The organism is Anaerolineales bacterium (assembly GCA_016928575.1).
In the GTDB taxonomy this organism is placed as follows: Bacteria; Chloroflexota; Anaerolineae; order Anaerolineales; family RBG-16-64-43; genus JAFGKK01.
In genome coordinates this window covers 21,430-40,646 of the sequence record JAFGKK010000038.1, presented here as the reverse complement: position 1 = coordinate 40,646, position 19,217 = coordinate 21,430, and the positions used below count along the sequence as shown (strand labels likewise).

General features: G+C 64.7%; 16 protein-coding genes. 6 read left to right on the top strand and 10 right to left on the bottom strand.

The window, feature by feature from the left end; genetic code table 11:
• From JW929_05500 to prfA, 3 genes are all read right to left on the bottom strand, one after another.
• Positions 1–1,047: hypothetical protein (locus JW929_05500; protein ID MBN1438850.1), on the bottom strand; the 1,047-nt coding region annotated here is incomplete at its 3' end.
• A gap of 175 nt (positions 1,048–1,222) precedes the next feature.
• Positions 1,223–2,107 (bottom strand): peptide chain release factor N(5)-glutamine methyltransferase, encoded by an 885-nt coding sequence (gene prmC / locus JW929_05495; protein ID MBN1438849.1) that lies wholly within the window; start codon positions 2,105–2,107, stop codon positions 1,223–1,225.
• Complete coding sequence (gene prfA / locus JW929_05490) at positions 2,104–3,168, bottom strand: peptide chain release factor 1 (GenBank protein MBN1438848.1); 1,065 nt, start codon at positions 3,166–3,168, stop codon at positions 2,104–2,106. Before prfA ends, prmC begins: the two co-directional genes overlap by 4 nt.
• Before the next feature lie 241 nt (positions 3,169–3,409).
• Between prfA and JW929_05485 the strand changes: the two genes are divergently transcribed.
• A complete protein-coding gene (locus JW929_05485; GenBank protein ID MBN1438847.1) occupies positions 3,410–4,717 on the top strand; it encodes an MFS transporter in 1,308 nt (435 codons plus the stop codon).
• A gap of 98 nt (positions 4,718–4,815) precedes the next feature.
• On the opposite strand, the gene JW929_05480 is transcribed toward JW929_05485, so the two are convergent.
• The 7 genes from JW929_05480 to JW929_05450 form a co-directional block, all read right to left on the bottom strand.
• Positions 4,816–5,562, bottom strand: coding sequence for a DUF1361 domain-containing protein (locus JW929_05480; protein MBN1438846.1), 747 nt, complete (start codon positions 5,560–5,562; stop codon positions 4,816–4,818).
• An 81-nt stretch (positions 5,563–5,643) separates the two neighbouring features.
• Complete coding sequence (locus JW929_05475; GenBank protein MBN1438845.1) at positions 5,644–6,909, bottom strand: glutamate-5-semialdehyde dehydrogenase; 1,266 nt, start codon at positions 6,907–6,909, stop codon at positions 5,644–5,646.
• A gap of 170 nt (positions 6,910–7,079) precedes the next feature.
• On the bottom strand, positions 7,080–8,444 hold the full coding sequence (locus JW929_05470) for a hypothetical protein (GenBank protein ID MBN1438844.1): 1,365 nt from the start codon (positions 8,442–8,444) through the stop codon (positions 7,080–7,082).
• A 223-nt stretch (positions 8,445–8,667) separates the two neighbouring features.
• The gene (locus tag JW929_05465; protein ID MBN1438843.1) at positions 8,668–9,657 is read right to left on the bottom strand and encodes an alpha/beta hydrolase; all 990 of its coding nucleotides are present in this window, start codon (positions 9,655–9,657) and stop codon (positions 8,668–8,670) included.
• 26 nt (positions 9,658–9,683) lie between these two features.
• Positions 9,684–10,337 (bottom strand): zinc ribbon domain-containing protein, encoded by a 654-nt coding sequence (locus JW929_05460; protein ID MBN1438842.1) that lies wholly within the window; start codon positions 10,335–10,337, stop codon positions 9,684–9,686.
• Between the two features lie 228 nt (positions 10,338–10,565).
• Positions 10,566–11,672 carry a glutamate 5-kinase gene (gene proB, locus JW929_05455; protein ID MBN1438841.1) on the bottom strand — a complete coding sequence of 369 codons (1,107 nt, stop codon included), beginning with the start codon at positions 11,670–11,672 and terminating at the stop codon, positions 10,566–10,568.
• 33 nt (positions 11,673–11,705) lie between these two features.
• Positions 11,706–12,176, bottom strand: a complete 471-nt coding sequence (locus tag JW929_05450) for a GNAT family N-acetyltransferase (protein MBN1438840.1) — start codon at positions 12,174–12,176, stop codon at positions 11,706–11,708.
• 343 nt (positions 12,177–12,519) lie between these two features.
• Here JW929_05450 and JW929_05445 point away from each other — a divergent pair, with 343 nt between their 5' ends.
• The 5 genes from JW929_05445 (at position 12,520) to JW929_05425 (ending at position 18,980) form a co-directional block, all read left to right on the top strand.
• Positions 12,520–13,485 carry a hypothetical protein gene (locus JW929_05445; GenBank protein ID MBN1438839.1) on the top strand — a complete coding sequence of 322 codons (966 nt, stop codon included), beginning with the start codon at positions 12,520–12,522 and terminating at the stop codon, positions 13,483–13,485.
• A gap of 240 nt (positions 13,486–13,725) precedes the next feature.
• On the top strand, positions 13,726–14,040 hold the full coding sequence (locus JW929_05440; GenBank protein MBN1438838.1) for a hypothetical protein: 315 nt from the start codon (positions 13,726–13,728) through the stop codon (positions 14,038–14,040).
• 121 nt (positions 14,041–14,161) lie between these two features.
• Positions 14,162–14,770 (top strand): TetR/AcrR family transcriptional regulator, encoded by a 609-nt coding sequence (locus JW929_05435; protein MBN1438837.1) that lies wholly within the window; start codon positions 14,162–14,164, stop codon positions 14,768–14,770.
• A gap of 5 nt (positions 14,771–14,775) precedes the next feature.
• Entirely contained in the window at positions 14,776–17,511 is a 2,736-nt protein-coding gene (locus JW929_05430) for a hypothetical protein (GenBank protein MBN1438836.1), read from the top strand.
• 263 nt (positions 17,512–17,774) lie between these two features.
• Complete coding sequence (locus tag JW929_05425; GenBank protein ID MBN1438835.1) at positions 17,775–18,980, top strand: beta-lactamase family protein; 1,206 nt, start codon at positions 17,775–17,777, stop codon at positions 18,978–18,980.
• Positions 18,981–19,217: the final 237 nt, after the last annotated feature.

Below are 19,217 nucleotides of genomic sequence, written 5' to 3'. Positions count from 1 at the left end.
GGGCAGATTTCTGTTCGACGAAGTCCCATCCCCCAACTCGCCGTACTGGTTATTCCCCCAGCACAGCACCTGGCTCGAACTCCGTAGCGCGCAGGTATGGCCCCCGCCGGCGGCGATCGCCACGATATCGTTCGGCAATCCGGCGACGATCCCGCGCTCCGCGCGATAGGGGACGGACGTGCCGTCGCCCAATTGCCCGTATTGATTGTCACCCCAGCACCTCACCCCGCCGTCCTGGATCAGGGCGCACGTATGGCCCCATCCCGCCGTTATGGAAACCACTCCGCCGGTAAGGTATTTCACCTCCACCGGCGTATTGCTGGAATTGGTTGTCCCATCGCCGAGTTGGCCGGAATCGTTCAACCCCCAGCATTTCACGCTGCCGTTTCCCAGCAAGGCGCAGGTATGGTCGTCGCCGGCCGCCATGGCGACCACGCCATGCAACCCCCAGACTCTCACCTGATATTCGTTCACGGGGCTATTACTGTCCGTGCCGTCCCCCAATTCCCCGTTTTTGTTATACCCCCAGCAATACACTCCGCCCACGGGTTCGTCGAGGAAATCGCCGAATCCGCAGGAATGTCCCCAGCCGGCGGTCACGCCGCGGAATATCCCGTCTCCTCCTCCCCAATACAAATCCACCGGCCGGTTACTGTCCGTGGTCGTATCGTCGCCCAATTGGCCGAAATCGTTTTTACCCCAGCATTGGATGTATCCGTCGCCGAATTCCGCGTCGCCGATAAGGGCGCAGGTGTGTTCTCCTCCGGCCGCCAGTGCTATGATGTCCCAATGGGATTCCTCCGGCGAAGCGGTGGTCTCGGGAATTGTCGGAACCGCTGTGGGCGAGCGTGTCTGCGCCGGCTCCCCGTCGGAGCTTGGGGTCGGCCCTTCGACAGTCAAGGTCGCCAGGGCTTCCGGCATCGGAGGGATGGTTTCTGCATCGGAGACAAGGGTCAAGGCGGGAGTTCGATTCGGCTCGCAGCCGGCGGTGAAGGCAACCGTCAACAACAGGAATTGGACGGAATGGATAATCCTTCTTTTTTCCATGGGGAAATCAGATCCAAGGTCGGAAATAATCGAGGCAATTATATCAAGCCCGGCCGCATGGAAACGCGGCGGGTCGGCCCTTCCGTCGGGACGGATCATCTCCCGTTGCAGCGTCCGGCGGGTGACGGGCTCCGTCTCCCAAGGACTGGGTGTGTACGCCCCGGCGGCGCCGCCGTCAGGGCTCTCGAATCACCAGCAACCGCTCCCAGCCGGCGAGATCCTTTTTGATTTTTATCGTCGATTGCGGAAAGAGGCGCTTGGCGATCTGGCGTGCGGCTTCCGCGTGCACCGCGTCGAGCTCGAACAGGGCCAATCCCCCGGCCGCCATCCGCGAGGCGGATTGCCCCAGCGCGCGGCCGACCAGCCGCAACCCGTCGTCGCCTCCGTCGAGGGCTAGACGCGGCTCGAACCGCAGCGAGGGCAGGCTGGCCAGCGCGGGGGTGAAGGCATAAGGCAGATTGGCGCACAGCAGATCGATCCGTCCGCGGAAGGGAGTCAACAAGTCGGCTTGGACCGGTCGGATGCGGTCCGCCACCGCGTGGCGGCGGAAATTCCGCGCGGCCACCGCCAAGGCGTCGGCGGAGAGATCCGCCGCGGTCACCCGCAGTCCGGGCGTGTGAACGGCGAGGGCGGCCGCAATGCAGCCGGATCCGGTCCCCAGGTCCAGGGCGCGGATCGCGGATGGGCCGCGTTTTTCCGCGGCGGATCGTTCCGCCAGCCATTCGAGCGCCGTATCCACCATGAGCTCGGTTTCCGGCCGCGGGATGAGCACCGCGGGCGTGACCTCGAACTCCAATCCGAAGAATTCCTGAATCCCGGTCAGGTAAGCCAGCGGCTCCCCTTCGCGGGCGCGCCGGACGAGGGCGGCGAAGGTTGCGGCGACCGCGGGCGGGAGGGGGATTTCCGGATGGGCGAGGGTCCAACAGCGCGGCTGGCGGTAGGCGTGCGCCAGAAGCGCCTGGCCGACGAGGGACGCGGAATCGGTCCGGGCCAGTTCCCGGGCGGCCCAGGCGAGGGCCGCGCCGACGGTGGGAAGGGAGGGCGGAGAGGAAGGGGTCACGCTTCGCCGGCGGCCTGCAGCCGCTCGGTCTCGTCGCGCAGCGTAAGCTCCTCAATGAAGGGCTCGATCTCGCCGTCCATCACGGCGGCCATGTTGTGCAGGGAAAAACCGATCCGGTGGTCGGTGATGCGCGACTGCGGAAAGTTGTAGGTGCGGATTTTCTCGGAGCGATCCGCTCTGCCCACCTGCGACCGGCGGGCGTTTTCGATCTCGGAGCGGCGCTTCTCCTCCTCGATTTCGTACAGCCGCGCGCGGAGAATGGCCATCGCCCGCATGCGGTTCTGCAGTTGGGAGCGCTCGTCCTGGCACTGCACCACCATCCCGGTGGGCACGTGCGTCAGCCGCACCGCGGTGGAGTTCTTCTGCACGTTCTGTCCGCCCGCACCCGAGGAGCGGTAGACCTCCATCTTAATGTCTTTCTCGGGGATGGCGATCTCCACTTCGTCGACCTGGGCCAGCACGGCGACGGTGGCGGTGGAGGTGTGGATCCGGCCCGAAGATTCGGTCACCGGCACGCGCTGGACTCGGTGCACGCCGGATTCGAACTTCAGCCGCGAATAGGCGCCTTGGCCTTTCAACTCGAAAATGATTTCCTTGAATCCGCCGATCCCCGTGTCGGATTGGGAGAGGATCTCCGACTTCCAATTGTGCTTCTCCGCATAGCGGCTGTACATCCGAAACAGGTCGGCGGCGAACAGCGCCGCCTCCTCGCCTCCGGTCCCGGCCCGGATCTCCACAATCACGTTTCGTGTGTCGCGCGGATCCCGGGGGAGGAGCAGGGATTTCAGCTCTTTTTCCAGCGCTGCAATTTTCGGCTCGAGGTCCGCGGCCTCGCCCTCGGCCATCGCCCGGAATTCGGGGTCCGGATCCGTCAGCATGGCCTTGGCTTGGGAAAGGGAATCCCCGGCGCGCCGGAACTCGCGGTATTTCGCCACCAACGGTTCGATTTCGGCCCGCTCGCGGGCCAACGCAGCCACGCGCGCGTAATCCTGCGCGTGCTCGGCCATCATCCGCTGCAGTTCCTCGTAGCGGGATACGATGCCCGCCAATTTTTCCAGCATGGTCCCTCGGTTTCGGTGGAAATTCCGCTCTGTTCCGCGGGTGATTGGAATTATATCCTTAACCAACGCGCCATCCGAAAAGGGGTGAAGCGGCAAACCCTTTCACCGCAAAGACGCAAAAAGTGCAAAGACTCGCGAACGTTTTCCGATTTTCCCCCTTTGAATTCTTTGGATTTTTTCGCGCCCTTCGCGGTCTTGGCGGTGAATGGGTTGGCCGAATGAGTATAATAATCACCATTCTATGCCAAACGATTCCGGCACGACCTCACGAAGCCCGATTAAGCGAGTCCTGGCCTTGCGGGATTTCCGGCTGTTGTTCGCCGGCACGGCCGCCTCGATCCTCGGGGACCAGTTCTATCTCATCGCCACGCCCTGGCTGGTGCTGCAGATGACCGACGATCCGCTGGCGTTGGGGATCGTTATCGCCTTGGGCGGGATTCCGCGAGCGGTGATGATGCTGCTCGGCGGCGCGGTCACCGACAGGTTTTCGCCGCGCGTGGTGATGATCGCCGCCGACATTCTGCGACTGGCCTTCACCGGCCTGCTGGCGATGGCCGTGTTCAGCGGGGAGGTTCAGATCTGGATGCTGTACGCGGTCTCCCTGGGATTCGGGATCGTCGCCGGTTTCGCGATCCCGGCCGGCAACAGCATCGTCCCCCTGCTGGTGGAGGACTGCGACCTGCAGGCGGGTAACTCCGTCATCCTCGGAACCACCCAAATCGCGGGGTTTGTCGGCCCGACTCTGGCCGGACTGACGATCGGCGGGCTGTCGGAATCCCTGCTCGGAGTCGGTCTGGCGTACGCCGTCGACGCCGCCAGCTTCGCCGCGTCGGCCGTGGCCCTGCTGCTCATGATCTCCGGGCGGAACCATCCGGCGGCCGCCATTGCGGAGGAGCGGAACGGCATCTGGGCTTCCATTTTAATGGGGATGAAATACCTCTGGGACGACCGGGCTTTGCGCCTGCTGTTTATGGTGGTCACGGCGGTGAACTTTCTGATCATCGGGCCGGTGCTGGTCGGAATTCCTGTGTTGGCCAATAATTATTTGCCGGAGGGCGCGGTGGCGTACGGCCTGTTGATGTCGGCCGTGGCCGGGGGCAATTTGGCCGGCTACGTCCTGGCCGCCCAACTGCCGCGGCCGAACGGACGGATTCTGCGGATCGCCCTGCTGGCCGGTTTGGCTGTTTTCGGGGCGGCCATCGGATCGCTCGGATTTCTCCGCTCCACCCCGGCGCTGATTGCGATCATGTGCATGCTGGGATTGGGGAACGGGTACCTGGTGATCATGGCCTTGACCTGGTTCCAGTCGCGCACCCCGCGCGAGATGCTCGGCCGGATGATGAGCATGGTCATGCTGTCAATCGCCGGTATGAGCCCCGTCTCCCAGGCCCTATCCGGCGCGGTCATCAAATGGGACATCGCGGTTTTGTTCATTGCGGCGGGGATCGGGCTGATCCTGGTGCCGATCTGGGCTTCCCGCCAGCCGGAATTAAAAACCCTCAGCGAGAGTTTCCTGCGGGATCTGGAGCAAGGATCCGCGGCGCAGTGATGGCAGCGTCCGTCTAAAAAAGCCCGCCGGGTTCCGAGTCCCGGCGGGCTTTTTTGGAGAAGGGATTCAATTCCTGCGGCGGAAATCCGCACCGGCTTTTATTCTTTCCTTTCCGCCCTCCGCAGGTTGAGGATCGCCACCACCACGAAGTAGATCGCTGTGAAGAACAGCGAGAAGGTCAGCGAGAAGATAAAGGCGTCTGAATTCGAACGCGGGTGGCGGATCCAATCCAGGATTTCCTTCAGAAGGGGTTTGGGATTCACCAACAGATCCCAGGAATTGAAGCGCAGGAAGCGGCCGATGTAGATCCCGAATCCGGCGGCGACGATCGCCGCGAGGGCGAACAGCCAACTCAGGACCGTCCCGAGCGCCCGCTTGACGATGCCCTGCATGAGGATCAGCGAGACCATGCCCAGGTAGCAGCCGGCGAAGGAAAATGCCATATACAGGATCTGATCGAACCAGTAAGGCATCTCCTCCTCCCGCGGCCGGAGGTGCACCAGATCGGTGATCAGGTACGGCGCGTTGGGGAAGAAGAGCAGCCAGATAGCCGCGCAGCCGAGCGCGACGACCGCGCCGACGCAGGATCCCTTGCGGTAGGCGTTGTAGGCGATGAGTGCGAACACCGCCGGGATCCAGGCCAGGAAGAGGTTGAAATTAAGCGAAGCGTAGACCGTCGAATCCGATTTGGCCGCGCGGATGAACCACAGCAGGACGCTCACCCCGCTGCAGACGACCATGGTGAATACCAGCAATCCCTGGTGCAGGCAGGAGAAGCGTCCGACCTCCGGTTTAGCGGCGGGGGCGGAAGCGGCGGGGGCATCCGGCGAAGCGGCGTTTTCCATTTGCATTTTTCCCGAATTCGAAGCGAACGGCGGCCCGGTCGGCCGCCGCGGAAAGGATTCTACCAGAAGGCTTTGCGGCGGTCAGGGGCGGGCCAGGTAATCCCCTTCGCCGACCCATTTGTAGGTGGTCAGTTCGCGCAGGCCCATCGGGCCGCGGGCGTGCAGCCGCTGGGTGGAGATGGCCACTTCCGCGCCCAGCCCGAATTGCGCGCCGTCGGTGAAGCGCGTGCTGGCGTTGACGTACACGGCGGCCGAATCCACCTCGGCCGTGAAGCGCGCCGCGTGCTCCTTGTCCTCGGTGAGAATCCCGTCGGAGTGGTTCTGCGAATGCCGCGCGATGTGCTCGATCGCTTCGTCGAGCCCCTCCACCACCTTGAGCCCGAGGACCAGCGACATCCACTCGGTGTCGAAATCCTCCGGCCCGGCCGGCCGCACCGAGGCCGGCAGGGGATTGCCGAGGAAGGGAATCGCGTTTTCGTGGGCGCGGAACGTCACGCCGTCCTGCTCCAGCCGCGCCACCACCATCGGGAGCAGCTTGCCCGCGATGGGGCGCTCCGCCAGGACCGTATCCAGCGCGTTGCACACCGAGGGGCGTTGGATCTTGGCGTTGCGGATCACCTCCACCGAGCGGGCGAGGTCGGCGCTTTGCTCGACATACAGGTGGCAGATCCCCACCCCGCCGGTGATGACCGGGATGCGGCTGTTGGCGCGGCAGAATTTGTGCAGGCTCGCCCCTCCCCGGGGGATGATCATGTCGATCGCTTCGTCGAGCGCGAGCATTTCGGTGACGCGGGCGCGGTCCGGGTCGTCGACAAAGAGCACCGCGTCGCCGGGCAGGCCGGCTTTTTGCAGGGCCCGGCGGACCGCGGCGATGAGCCCGCGGTTTGAATGGATTGTTTCGCTGCCGCCGCGGAGGATCGCGGCGTTGCCGGTCTTGATCGCCAGGCCGGCGACGTCGACGGTGACGTTGGGGCGGGATTCGTAGATCACGCCGAGCACGCCGAGCGGGACGCGCTGACGCCACAGGCGCAGCCCGCCGGGACGCAGGCTCTCGTCGAAGCGCTCACCGACCGGGTCGGGCAGGTCGATCACCTTCTGCAGGTCGGCGGCGATGCCTTCCAGGCGCGCCGGGGTGAGCGTCAGCCGGTCGATCAGCCCTTCGGCCAGGCCGGCGGCCTTCGCCGCGGCGACGTCTTTGGCGTTGGCGTCCAGAATCGACAGACGGTCCGTGCGCATCCGCGCGGCGAGTTCCGCGAGGGCCGCATTCTTTTGATCGGTCGGCGCCTTGGCCATCAAGGCTGCGGCGGCCTTGGCCCGCTTACCGAGATCGGGGATGTCAACCGACATGGCACCCTCCCATTCGAGGGGGAAATTCTACCATTTTCCTTTTGTAATAAATTGTCCGGCGCAAGCAGGGATAGCGACTTGGCAATCCGGCGGAAATCCGGCCGCGGATTTTCGGCCGGCCATGCCGCGGGGAAGCTCGCCCTTGCGGAGCGGAGCGCGGGGGGATTCGCCTATTTCCCGGTATGGAACAGGACGAGAATCGGGCCCTCCGATCCGTGATCGATGCCCAGCAGGAACCCACCGTCAAACGCCGCCAGGCGGGGACTGCCATGGTAGACCTCGCCCCGTTGATAGGTGAACAGCGGCTCCGGATCCCCCTCGCACCGGCGCAGCGTGATCCGGGAATTGTTCACAATATCGTCGTGTTCGGAAAGGTTTTCCGCGGCGGCCAGGACGCACAATCCGTCCACGACGACCAGATCGGTCTGATCGATCACCCGCGCGTCGTCCCAGGATGCCTGCGCCAGGGATCCTTTGCCGGAGGCGTCGAGGCATGCTACGACGGGATGGTTGACGAATTTCCGGCTGCCTTTCCGCCAGCCTGCAACCCAAACCGTTTCCTCCGACGCCCACGCGGCGCCGCCGCGCGCGTGAAAATCCACCGTCTCCTCAACGACCGGGTTCAATCCGGAGTCGAGCACCACCACTCCGCTCCCCGACGAGGCCGAATTCCACGCCGCCGCCAGTTTTGCGGAGGGGCGGTGGAGCGCGGCGGCGCTGAAGCTCGATCCGAAATGTTCTCCGGAGTACTGCGCCGCCAGCCGGCCGTTTTCCGCGTCGAGTTTGAAGGCCGCCAGATCCGCTCCCCCCGCGCCGGCATGCCAGGCGCCGACGCTGATGACCGCGCCCTCGAAGGCGGCCAGATAGGGTTTGACTTTTCCTGACGTGCCGCCGGTGTACATCCAATTAAAAGAAGCGGGGATCGAAGTTTCCCAAACAACGTTGCCTTGCGGATCGACCCGCAGATGGCGCACCGAACTCTCGCCTTCCACCCCGACCGCGACGGCGTCGCCATCCGGCAGGGCGCACATCCCCCACAGCTTGCTGTCGCCGGGGGAGGAGAGATCCCACACGGAATCGCGCCCGTCGGCGGCTGCCGCGGGGGGCGGCGGAGAATCGCTTGTCCATTGCAGGGTTCCCGCAGCGGAAACGAACGCAATGTGGGAGCGCTGAACCTTCTGCTGGGTGTCCCGTTTGTCGCCGGCGACGTACACCCCTTCGCCGGTCACCGCCATGGCATGGGCGCCGAAGGCAACCTCGGCGCGCCAAAGCTCCTTCCCCGAGGCGTCGATTCGCACCAGCGTTCCGGCGGTCAATGTGCCGGAAAGCAGGTACGCGCCGCCCGCCCCGTCCGGGGACAGATCGGCCAGATCGTCCAAATGGTCGCCGCCGAAGCGGTAGATGAATGCGGGTTCAAGCGCGCCGCCGGCCGCTTCGCCGCCGAAGAGGCTGCAGGCAAACGCGCCCGCAAGGAGCGCGGCGAGCGCCGCGGTGTGAGGAAGGATGCGTACGGAGGGCTTCGTTGCGAGCTTCATCGTTCCTCTCCTTTTCGGAACCGCAAATGCGGATGCCTGGATGATGGGCGCGCGCACAGCTGGGATTCGCCCCTAAAAGACTATCCAAAGCAAGGCGGCTTTGCGATCCAGAAATCTCCGCGCTGCCCGCACTCCGTCCAACGGCCTTTTACCCCTCTCCGGGAGGATTATCCATGCTCGGCGCAGCGGCGCGTGATTGCACCTCTCGCCGCCGGCAGGCGGTTCATTCGGAGAGGAAGGAGAGGACGGTCGATTGGAATGATTCCGGCTCCTCAAGAAAAGGCCAATGCCCGCTGCGGTCGAAACCGGCCAGCAGGCAATCCGGCAGCAGCCCGCAGATGGCCTCCGCCGCGGTCTTCCCGGTGGCGTCCGCATCGGCCGAACCGTACAGAACAAGCGTCTTTACATACAGCTCCTGGAGCGCTGCGGTGTAATCCGTTCCGCCCAACGAGCGCGAGACTTCGCGCCAGGTCGCGAAGGAAACATATCCGGAATCCTCAATCAGGGATCGCTTTGCCGGGTCATGCAGCCGCGGAAGCGATGTGGCAAGCAGCAGTCCGGCAAACCAAGCGTCGGCGGCTTGGGGATCGGCGGGCGGCAGGCCGGGACCGGCGGCGTACAACAGGGGGCCGAAAACATCCCACAACAGCGGGATGCCGATGCCGTTGTTGATCCGGATCGAGCCGACCAGAATCATGCGCTCGACGCGATCCGGATGCGCCAGGGCATACCGCTGGGCCAGCGCGCCGCCGGCCGAATGGCCGACGAGGACGATTTTCTCCGCGCGGAGGATATCCCGGCGAAGGCCGTCCAACTCTTCGACCAGTTGCTCGATGGTGTAGAGCGACGGATCGGGCCGGATCTGCGAATTTCCGGATCCGCGCTGGTCGTAGTACACCACCCGTCGGTCGGGAGCCAGGAAATCAAACCCCTGTTTAAAGGAAAGGCTGGAATGGCCCGGTCCGCCGTGCAACAGGACGACCGGCGCCGGATCATCGGCCGGACCGAGTTCCCGGTAGAACAGGTCGAACCCCCCGATGGAAACCGCACGGGCTTCGCCCGTGCACTGCCGGCAGGGAAGATCCGCCGGCGGTACGCGGTGGTAGGCGTAGTTGGCGTAAGCGATGAGCGCCGTTGCAAGGAGCAGAATGCTTGCCGTTCCCAAGACTGCGGCACGCAACCAAGGTTTTTTTCGATCGCCGTTTCGGATCATAATAGCCACTCCGCCCGGAGACGGATTTACCGTTCGCCCACCTTGGCCCCGCACTCGGCGCAGAATTTCGCCCCGGGCTTGAGTTTGGCGCCGCACTGCGTGCAGTGGGCTTCGGCTTTGATCTTCGCGCCGCACTCGGGGCAGAATTTGGCGTTTTTCGCCAGCGGCGCGTTGCACTTCGGGCAGGTGGCGCGCACGCCCTCGCGCCAGCTCTTCTCCTTCAGCATCTCGCGGTCTTCTTCGGCCATTTTGGAGTGCGCCCAAATCTCCTCGGTCGTGCGGCTGGATTGAGCCGCGGCCATCTCCACGCCCAGGTCGGGGGCGCACTCCTTGCACAGACCCTTCGAAGTGTTCCAACAGCTTTTACGGCAGACCCAAGAAGAGTAGCGCGGGCACTGGATGAAATCCGGTTTAAGATCCTGCATCGCCCGGGCGAAAGCCGCATCGTGGGCCTTCTGCCAGCCGGCGGAGCGCACCCGCTCCCCGAGGTCGGCCGCCTGGCCGAACACGCCGCCGAACAGCGAGCTGGCCGTATCCAGCGCGCCGGCGACGGTTCCCATCGCGTAGGCCTGGAACTCGGTCCGGAAGCCCGTGCCGCAGCGGTCGCAGTTGAACTCGAATTGGAACCCGGTGTCGGTCGAGAGGTCGGAGTAGTTTTGGGTGAACTCGATTTTGGCCATGCGGGATCTCCTGATGGACTAGGCGGTCGGGTGGGGGCTATTTTAAAAAACGAAACCGGATTTTCCAGGATAACGCTTGCCCTTGTCAGTTCGTCATTCCCGCGTGTTCTTGGTGGGAATCCAGGGGTTTGCTGAAGTGGATGCCCGCCAAGTTCGCGCGGGCATGACGATCACCTGGATGATAATATTGCCTTTTTTCGACAGCCCCGTTTCGAAACCTCTTGTTGATCACAGCAACACCAAATCGTTGCGGTGGATCACCTCGTCGCCGAAGTTGAACCCGAGGATCGATTCGATCTCGTCGGATTTTTTCCCGATGATCCGTGACAGTTCGCCCGAGCCGTAGTTGGCGATACCGCGGGCGATTTCCTTGCCGTCCGGGTCGAGGACGCGGATCGAATCGCCGCGTTCGAACGAGCCGTCGACGGAATTCACGCCGACCGGGAGCAGCGAGCTGCCGTGCGCCAACGCCTTGACCGCGCCGGAATCCAGCCTCACCGACCCGGCGGCCCTCCCGCCGGCGAGGATGTAGCGCTTGCGGCTCTCGACCGAGGTGGCCACCGGCCGGAAACGGGTGCCGACGGCGTCGCCGGCGGCCGCGCGCAACAGCACGTCGGGTGTATCCCCCGAGGCGATGATCACCGTGGTCCCTGAGCGGCGGGCAAGGTCCGCCGCCTGAAGCTTGGTCAGCATCCCGCCGGTCCCCAGGCCGCTGTCGGTGCCGCCGGCGGCCTTCCACAGCGCCTCCGGGATTTCCGGCTCGCTTACCTCATTCACCAGGATCGCCTCCGGGTCGGAGCGCGGATCGGCGGTGTAGAGGCCGCTCTGGTCGGTGAGCAGCAGCAGCAGGTCGGCGTCAATCAGGTTGGCCGCCAGCGCCGAGAGGTTGTCGTTCTCGCCGATGCGGATCTCCTCGGTGGCGACGGTGTCGTTTTCGTTGATTACCGGGACGGCGCCGTAATCGAGCAGGGCGGTGAGGGTGTTGCGCGAATTGAGGTAGCGGCGGCGCTCGGACAGGTCGGCGCGGGTCAGCAGAACCTGCGCCGGCACCAGCCCGAACATGCCGAAGACCTGCTCGTAGAGGGCCATCAGCCGCGGCTGGCCGATGGCGGCGAGCATCTGTTTGGCGGGCAGGCCCTTGGGCAGGGAGGGAAACCCCAGCCGTTCGCGCCCGGCGGCCATCGCGCCGGAGGTGACCAGGACCACGCCCGTCCCCTTGGCCCTGAGCGCCGCGAGCTGGCGGGCGATGTCGACCAGGTAGGGCATGGAGAGTCGGGGTGTGCCGGCGGTGAGGGTGGAGGTGCCGAGCTTTACGACAATCCGATGGAACGCCATGGCGTCCGTCCTTCGAATCGGCTTAAGCGGCGGTTATACCACAGAAGCCGGTCCGGGATTGAGCTCCAGTTGGAAGTGCGTATTTCCCCCCCGATGGTGGGTGACGGCGAATCCGCTCCCGCGGTAGAAGGCGACCGCGTCGGTCCATTCCGAGGTGGTCTCGAGGATCACCCGGCGGCAGCCGGCGGAGCGGGCATCCGCGATCAGCCGGCGGAGGATCGCGCCGCCGATCCCGCGCCGGCGCAGATCGCGGCGGACGGACATGCGCCGGATTTCCGCCACGCGCTGCGGATGAAAGGCCAACGCCCCGGTTGCGACGATTTGCCCGCCGAGAACGGCGACCAGAAACGCCCCGCGGCCGTACGCGGCGGCGATGTCGTCGAGGTCGGGATTCTTGCTCGGATCTAGTCTGTTCCAGCGTTCACGCAATCCTCCGAGGATCAGGGCTTTGGCGGCGGGTTGATCCCGGGGTTGGAAGGCGCGGACAAGCAATTCCTCCGGCATGATCGGATTCCTTTCTCCGGGGCTGGATTGCAAAAGGCGTTGCGGCTCCTATTATCCTCGATCCGCCGGCAATCGGGAATGGGAAACGTACGGATGTGTGCTCCGGCATCCGGGCGGCAAAAAGCGGAAGGCAGGAACGCGGATTGCATACAACGGGTGTGCCCGTGGTGAATTCCGGGCATTGGATAGATGTATCCAGGCGGCCTGCTCAGGATCGGCAAGCCGGGGAGCATGAAGGGCGCGGGCGTTGACAAAACGGCGAATCCGGGGGACGATAGACGCACGCAGAGATATTATTTCTCGCGGGATCGGGATCTCTCGATGCGATCGGGGAGAATGATCCATGCCTGTTCACTGCTCCCGGGGGCGGTTATGGATTGGATTGGCCGTATTGTTTTTGGCGGCGATTTCGCCGCAAACCGCGCGGGCGGACATCGGCCCCAAGCCCACGATGAAGTTCGAAATCGTCTACGAAATCTCGCCGGCGCCCGGGATCGTCGCCGCCGTGCTGGAGCAATGCTCGGATCCCAATTGTTCGTCTTCCTCTCCGTTTACCCAGGGCGGTCCGGCGCATTTCACCTGCAGTTGGAGAAGCTGCGACTCTCTGGGCTACTCCTACTCCGAATATCAACGCCTGAAGTTTTCCTTTTCCGACGGGAAGACGCGCCTGAGCAATGTCTTCACCAAGCGCAACTACTACGCCCGGTACGAGGTCGCCGTCCGGGAGAATGACCTGCTGGTGACGGAGCGGGCGGGGGAGATCGAACCCTTCTTTTCCGTGTATTGGTTCCTGCTGGGCGGGGCCGTCCTGCTCGCCGCCGGATTTCTGGTGTCGATCGTTCTTCTGATCGTGATTGCCCTGCGAGGCCGCGCATTTGAGGAAAGCCGCAAGGTATACCTTGCCGCATGGATCCTCTCCCTGCCGACAGCGGGGATTGTGCTGTTGGCCTCCTTGTTTTCCGGAATGATCATAGTTCTCCTGGCGGAGGCGGTTATTGCCATCCTCTACGCCGCGTTGAGAAAGCGTTCGATGGCATTGGTGCTGACGGTTGTATTTCTCCTGACCGTCGTCAAGGCGCCGGTCTTTGCCTTCGTGGCGGGATTCATTCCGCCGGAGACGGAAGGCATAAAGTGGATTCTCCTCTCGGGTCTATTTTTCTGCCTTTTGGATGCGGGAGTCCTTGGGATGGCCCTGCGAAAAACGGCGCGCTTCCCGGAGACGCTGTTGTTCGCCTTGGCGAATAACGTTCCCTATTGGGTGATGGGTTTGATTTCCATCATCCTGCGGTTGGCGATTTCTATGCGTTGAACAGAATCGAAACAGAGGCCGGAGGAATAATCCGCTTCCTCCGTCGCGAACGCCGTGCCCGCAATCTTCCCCTTTGCAGCTGTTCTCCTTCTATTGCCGATCCTGCTCGTACTGATTGCCGTTCGGGCGACCGGATTCCGGGAATCCCGGGCGGCATACCTGTCGGCATGGCTGTCCGCTCTCTTTGTAGCTTGGCGGCTTGCGGATTTTCCCCCGCTTCAGGAGGGGCTTCTGGCCACGTTGACCGTCGAGATGCCGTTGGCGGTCGGGTATACGCTGTGGCGCAAGCTTCCGGCGGCTCTCCTCCTGACCGTTGTCTGGGGGATGAACACGGTCACCCGCCCGCTGCTCTCTTTTGCCGTGGTTGCTTTGCATCCCTGGATCGGCTATTCCCTTTCTTGGCTGGTGCTTTTTGAGCTCCTAATTTGGATTGTCGAAGCGGCGATTCTGGCGGCCGCCATGCGGAAGCAAACGCCATTTTGGGAGGCGCTGTTGCTCAGCTTGGCTCTGAATGCGGCCAGCTTCGGGATCGGATTGCTGCTGCCGGTCCCTTAGCCCATTCATAGAACGGTACGATCCCGGAAAAAAGCCCCCTCGCATTCCGCAGTGCTTGACAACCCCTTTCCGGCTGTGATATCCTCCCACCCGACCGACCGGTCGGTCAGGTGGAGAAACGATGGCCGCCGACACCCGCGAAAAAATCCTCCAGGTCGCAGCCAAATTGATCGTCCGCCAAGGGTATACGGCCACTTCGGTCAACCAGATCGCGCGCGATACCGGTATCGGCAAGGCCACCGTCTACCACCATTTCCCCGACAAACGCGCCATCGTGACGGCGCTCCTGGAGCGTAACTCGGGCCGGCTCCGCGCCGTCCTGGCGGACAGGAAGGCCGAGCGGGATCCGCGGCGGCAGATCGAATCCGTCGCCCTGGCCGCCGTACGAATGCGCAGCGAAACCTTCGATCTGTTCCAGGTGATCCGCCGCGAAGTCCCCGACAGCCGGCCCGTGCTCCACGCCCAGCTGGCTTCCTTCCTGGAAGTCTATATGCGCGAGGTGACCAAGGCGATCGGGGGGGGAATCCGGCGCGGCATGTTCCGGCCGGTGGATCCCGCCCAGGCGGCACGTGCGCTGCTGGCGATGATCACCGGGTTGTACGTGCAGATCTACCTGGGCGCCGGTTCGTTCCCCGATCCGGAAAAAACGATCCGGTCGATGCTGGAGATCTTCTTCCGGGGAATTGAATCCCGTGGACGGGGGAAGCGGATGACGACAGAAAGGACCTGAGCCGTATGGACTGGTGCAGAATTCTCTCCGAATTGTCGAGCCGGGATCTGCCCCTGGCGGGCGGCAAGGGTGCCAACCTCGGCGCGCTGATCCGCGGCGGGATGCCGGTGCCGCCGGGGTTCTGCGTGCTGACCGGCGCGTACCGCGAAGCCGTCCGGCGCGGCGGTCTGCAGGCGGCGATCGATGCGGCGCTTGCGGAATGCCGCGGCGGAGCGCCGGCGGCGCTCGAATCCGCCGCCGGAAAAATCCGCGCCGCGTTCGCTTCCCGTCCTGTTCCGGAGGGGATCGCCGGCGAGATTCTCGCCGCCTACCGCGGGCTGAAGCCGGAGGGCGCTGCCGCGGTCGCCGTGCGTTCCTCCGCCACCGCAGAGGATCTCCCGGAGATGAGCTTCGCCGGCCAGCAGGAAACCTTCCTGAACGTCGTCGGCGAAGAGGCGCTGCTCCGGGCGGTCGTGGAGTGCTGGGCGAGCCTGTGGACCGCGCGCGCGATTCTGTACCGGATGCGCAACGCCGTTCCGGCGGAAGGGCTGGCGCTGGCGGTCGTCGTCCAGCGGATGATCCCCTCGGAGTGCTCGGGCGTGCTCTTCACCGCCAACCCGCTCAGCGGCAGCCGGCGCGAGACCGTGATCGACGCAACCTTCGGGTTGGGCGAGGCGCTGGTGGCGGGCAAGGTCGAACCGGACCACTACGTCGTCCGCCCGGCGGAAAACCGGATCATCTCCAAAACGTTGGGCGCCAAGGCGCTGCAGATCCGCGGAAAGACCGGCGGCGGGACCGAGATTCATCAAGTGGACGCGGCCGGGCGGCAGGCGCTCGTCGACGGCCAGATTCTCGAACTGGCGCGGCTGGGGGAACGGGCCCGCGCCCTCTTCCCCGATCCGCAGGATATCGAATGGGCGCTGGCGGACGGAAAATTTTTCCTCGTCCAATCGCGCCCGATCACTTCGCTCTTTCCGGTTCCGCACGATCCGCCGGCCGAAGGATTGCGTGTGTTCTTCTCGTTCGCGGCCGTGCAGGGGATGCTGGATCCGATGACGACTCTCGGGAGGGACACAATCCGCCTGATCTTCGCCGTCGGCGCGGGGATGCTCGGCGTGCGCGTCACTCCCGAAACGCAGACCGCGCTGCTCGCGGCCGGCGAGCGGCTGTGGATCAACATCACCCCCTTGCTGAAAAATCCGATCGGCCGCCGGATCCTCCCCTACGTGTTTGCGATGGTCGAGCCGACGGTCGGACAGGCGCTGGGGCGGCTGCTCGACGAGGCGGAACTCCAGCCCGGCCGCGCGCCGTTCAGCCCGCGCGGTTTTATCCGCCTGGCGCGGTTCGCCGTGCCGCTGGGGGGAAACGTCTTGCTGAACCTGCTTGCGCCCCGCGCCCGGCGGGAATCCATCGTCGCCGGGGGCGAAAGAATCTTGCTGGAGATGGAGGCCCGGGCCGCGGCACTCGCCGGAGACCGCCACGAACGCCTCGCCGCCGCCGTCGGAATAATGCCGACGCTGGTCGACCGGGAGTTGCCGCGTACGTTAATCCGCTTCGTCTCCGCCGTGGCGGCGGGGATGGTGTCCTGGAACGCGCTGAATATCATCGCGCGCAAGGCGATCGAAAAAAGCGGGGAGCGGGAGCGGGCCCGCGACCTCGTCCTGGAGATCACCCGTGGAATGCCGTACAACCCGACTACCGAGATGGACCTGGCGCTGTGGGAAGCGGCCAAGGCCATCCGGCGGGACGGTGAATCCAGCGCCGTGATCCAAAACCGAAACGCGGCGGAGCTTGCGGCGCGCTACGCGGCGGGGGATCTGCCCGCGCCGGTGATGCGGGCGGCGCAGGCCTTCATAGAAAAATACGGCGGGCGGGGGTTCGGGGAGATCGACCTGGGCCGCACGCGCTGGGCCGAGGATCCGACCCATGTGTTCGAGATGCTGGGGAGCTTCCTGGCGATCGGGGACGAAGCCCAGGCGCCGGACGCGGTCTTCGCGCGCAGCGCGGAGGCGGCCCACAAGGCGGTGGAAGAGCTCGCCCGGGCGGTCGGGCGGACGCGCGGCGGATGGATTAAAGCCCGCCTGGTGCGCTTCTTCGCCGGGCGGGCGCGCCAGCTGATGGGCGCGCGCGAAAGCCCGAAGTTCTTCGCGGTGCGGATGATGTACATCATCCGCCGCGAACTGCTCGCGCTCGGCCGGGAATTTGTGACGGCCGGGGAGCTGGCGCGCGCGGACGATCTCTTCCACTTGACCCTCGCCGAGCTGCGCGCCTTCGCCGCGAGGGAAACCCGTGGGTGGCGCGAAACGGTCGCCGAACGGCGGCGCGCATACGAACGCGAATTGCGCCGCAAGCAGATCCCGCGCTTGCTCCTGAGCGACGGGCGCGCGTTCTACGAGGGCATCGCCGGGGGAAGCCGCTCGGATGGCTGCATTCTCGGCAGCCCGGTTTCGCCGGGGGTGGCCGAAGGCCGCGTGCGGGTGGTCCTGGATCCGCGCCGGGCGAACCTCCAGCCGGGGGAGATCCTCGTCTGCCCGGGGACCGACCCTTCCTGGACCCCGTTGTTCCTCTCGGCTGCCGCGCTGGTGATGGAGACGGGCGGGATGATGACCCACGGCTCGGTTGTGGCGCGCGAGTACGGCATCCCCGGCGTGGTCGGCGTGCAAGAGGCGACCACCCGCTTGAAAACCGGGCAGTGCGTACGGGTCGATGGGTCGCGGGGGGTTGTCGAAGTGCTGGACCGCGCTGAGGCGGAAGGTTCTTAAGCGCTCCTATTACTCCACGATTATGGAAAAACCGCCGATGGGCGATGGACCATCTCATGACCGACCATAGACGATAAACCCCTCCCGACAAAGGCACTCGGGGGCAGGCATCGACCATCGCCGATTATTGGTGTGGTTCCCATGCCCGCGGCCGCGGAAAAAAATTTCGGACACGATATGAGGAACTCGAACAATCAGCGGCAATGGTCGAAGGTCTGCTTGCCATAGGCCGGCGCCGAACATCAAGATCGTTGGGGTGGCAGATGACAGCGAGAAGCGAAACCGTCCACGGCAGCGTAGCGCCCGGATTCGAGCCGGTGCGCGAGGCGTTCGCCCGCAATTTTTCCGGGCGCGGGGAACTCGGTGCGGCCTGCGCCGTCTTCCGGCAAAGCCGCAAGGTCGTGGACTTGTGGGGCGGCGCGCGCGACGATCGAACGCGGGCGCCGTGGCAAGAGGATACCCTCGTCCCGGTTTTTTCCTCGACCAAGGGCTTCGCGGCGATGACCCTGGCCGTGGCCAACGGGCGCGGCTGGCTGGAGTACGACGGGAAAGTGGCCGCCTATTGGCCGGAGTTCGCCCACAATGGCAAGCAGGATATCACCGTCCGCACGCTGCTCGGGCACCGCGCGGGGTTGTGCACGCTCGACGGGTTGCGCTTGCGCGCCTTTGCCGATTTTGACACCTCGGCGCAGGCCGCGTCGCTGGCGGAGAAGAAGCCGTTGTGGGAGCCCGGGACCCGGCAGGGATACCACTGTTGGACGATCGGCTGGTATATGGGGGAACTCCTGCGCCGGGTCGATCCGCGGCACCGCAGCCTGGGAAGGTTCTTCCGCGAGGAGATCGCCGGACCGCTGGGGGCGGAGTTCCATATCGGCCTGCCTCCGGAGACTCCGCAGGAGCGGATTGCCGTTTTGCACGGCGGAATGAATTCGGTATTCCAGCTGTTTTCCCATCTGAGGGAGATGGACACCCGCATCCTGTTCCAATTCTTTAACCCCTGGTCGCTCACCTGGCGCAGCATGATCGACCCGAAGCAGCTCCTCAAGCACGACAACTTCAACCGGCGGGAGCTGCAGTCGGTGGAGATGCCGGCCGGGAACGGGATCGGAAGCGCGCGCGGAATGGCGCTCCTGTTCCACGAGTTCGCCGCAGGCGGAAAGAAGCTGGGGCTAACCCCCGAATTCCTCGCCGATTTGGAATCGCCCGTTGCGCTTCCGCCCGGCGAAAAGATCGACCGGGTGGCGCGGATGGATTTCCGCTTCTCGCTGGGGTTTGCCAAGCCGTCGCCGGATCTTCCGTTCGGAACCAGCAGCCGCGCGTTTGGAATCGGCGGAGCGGGCGGATCGCTCGCCTTCGCCGACCCGGACCCGGGAATCGGCTACGCATATGTCATGAACCACATGGGCTTCTCCGTTTCCGGCGATCCGCGCGAACGCGCAGTCCGCGAGGCGGTGTACGGGTGCCTGTGAGGTCCGCCCCCCGGAGGATATGCACGACCATGGTTGATTTTCGCAGTGGTCCCTGTATCCGCGGCCGGGGAAAAACCCCGGACGTGAGATGATGAACCAAAACGGATGACGGCTGTGGTCCGTCGTCCACGGTCCATCGTCTGCCTGCTATAGGCCGGCGTTTTCCCAAGCGGCGACGGATTATCGCGCTTGAGCTCGGGCGCCGGTTCCTTGCGGTCCGCCCATCCCGTTCGTGAT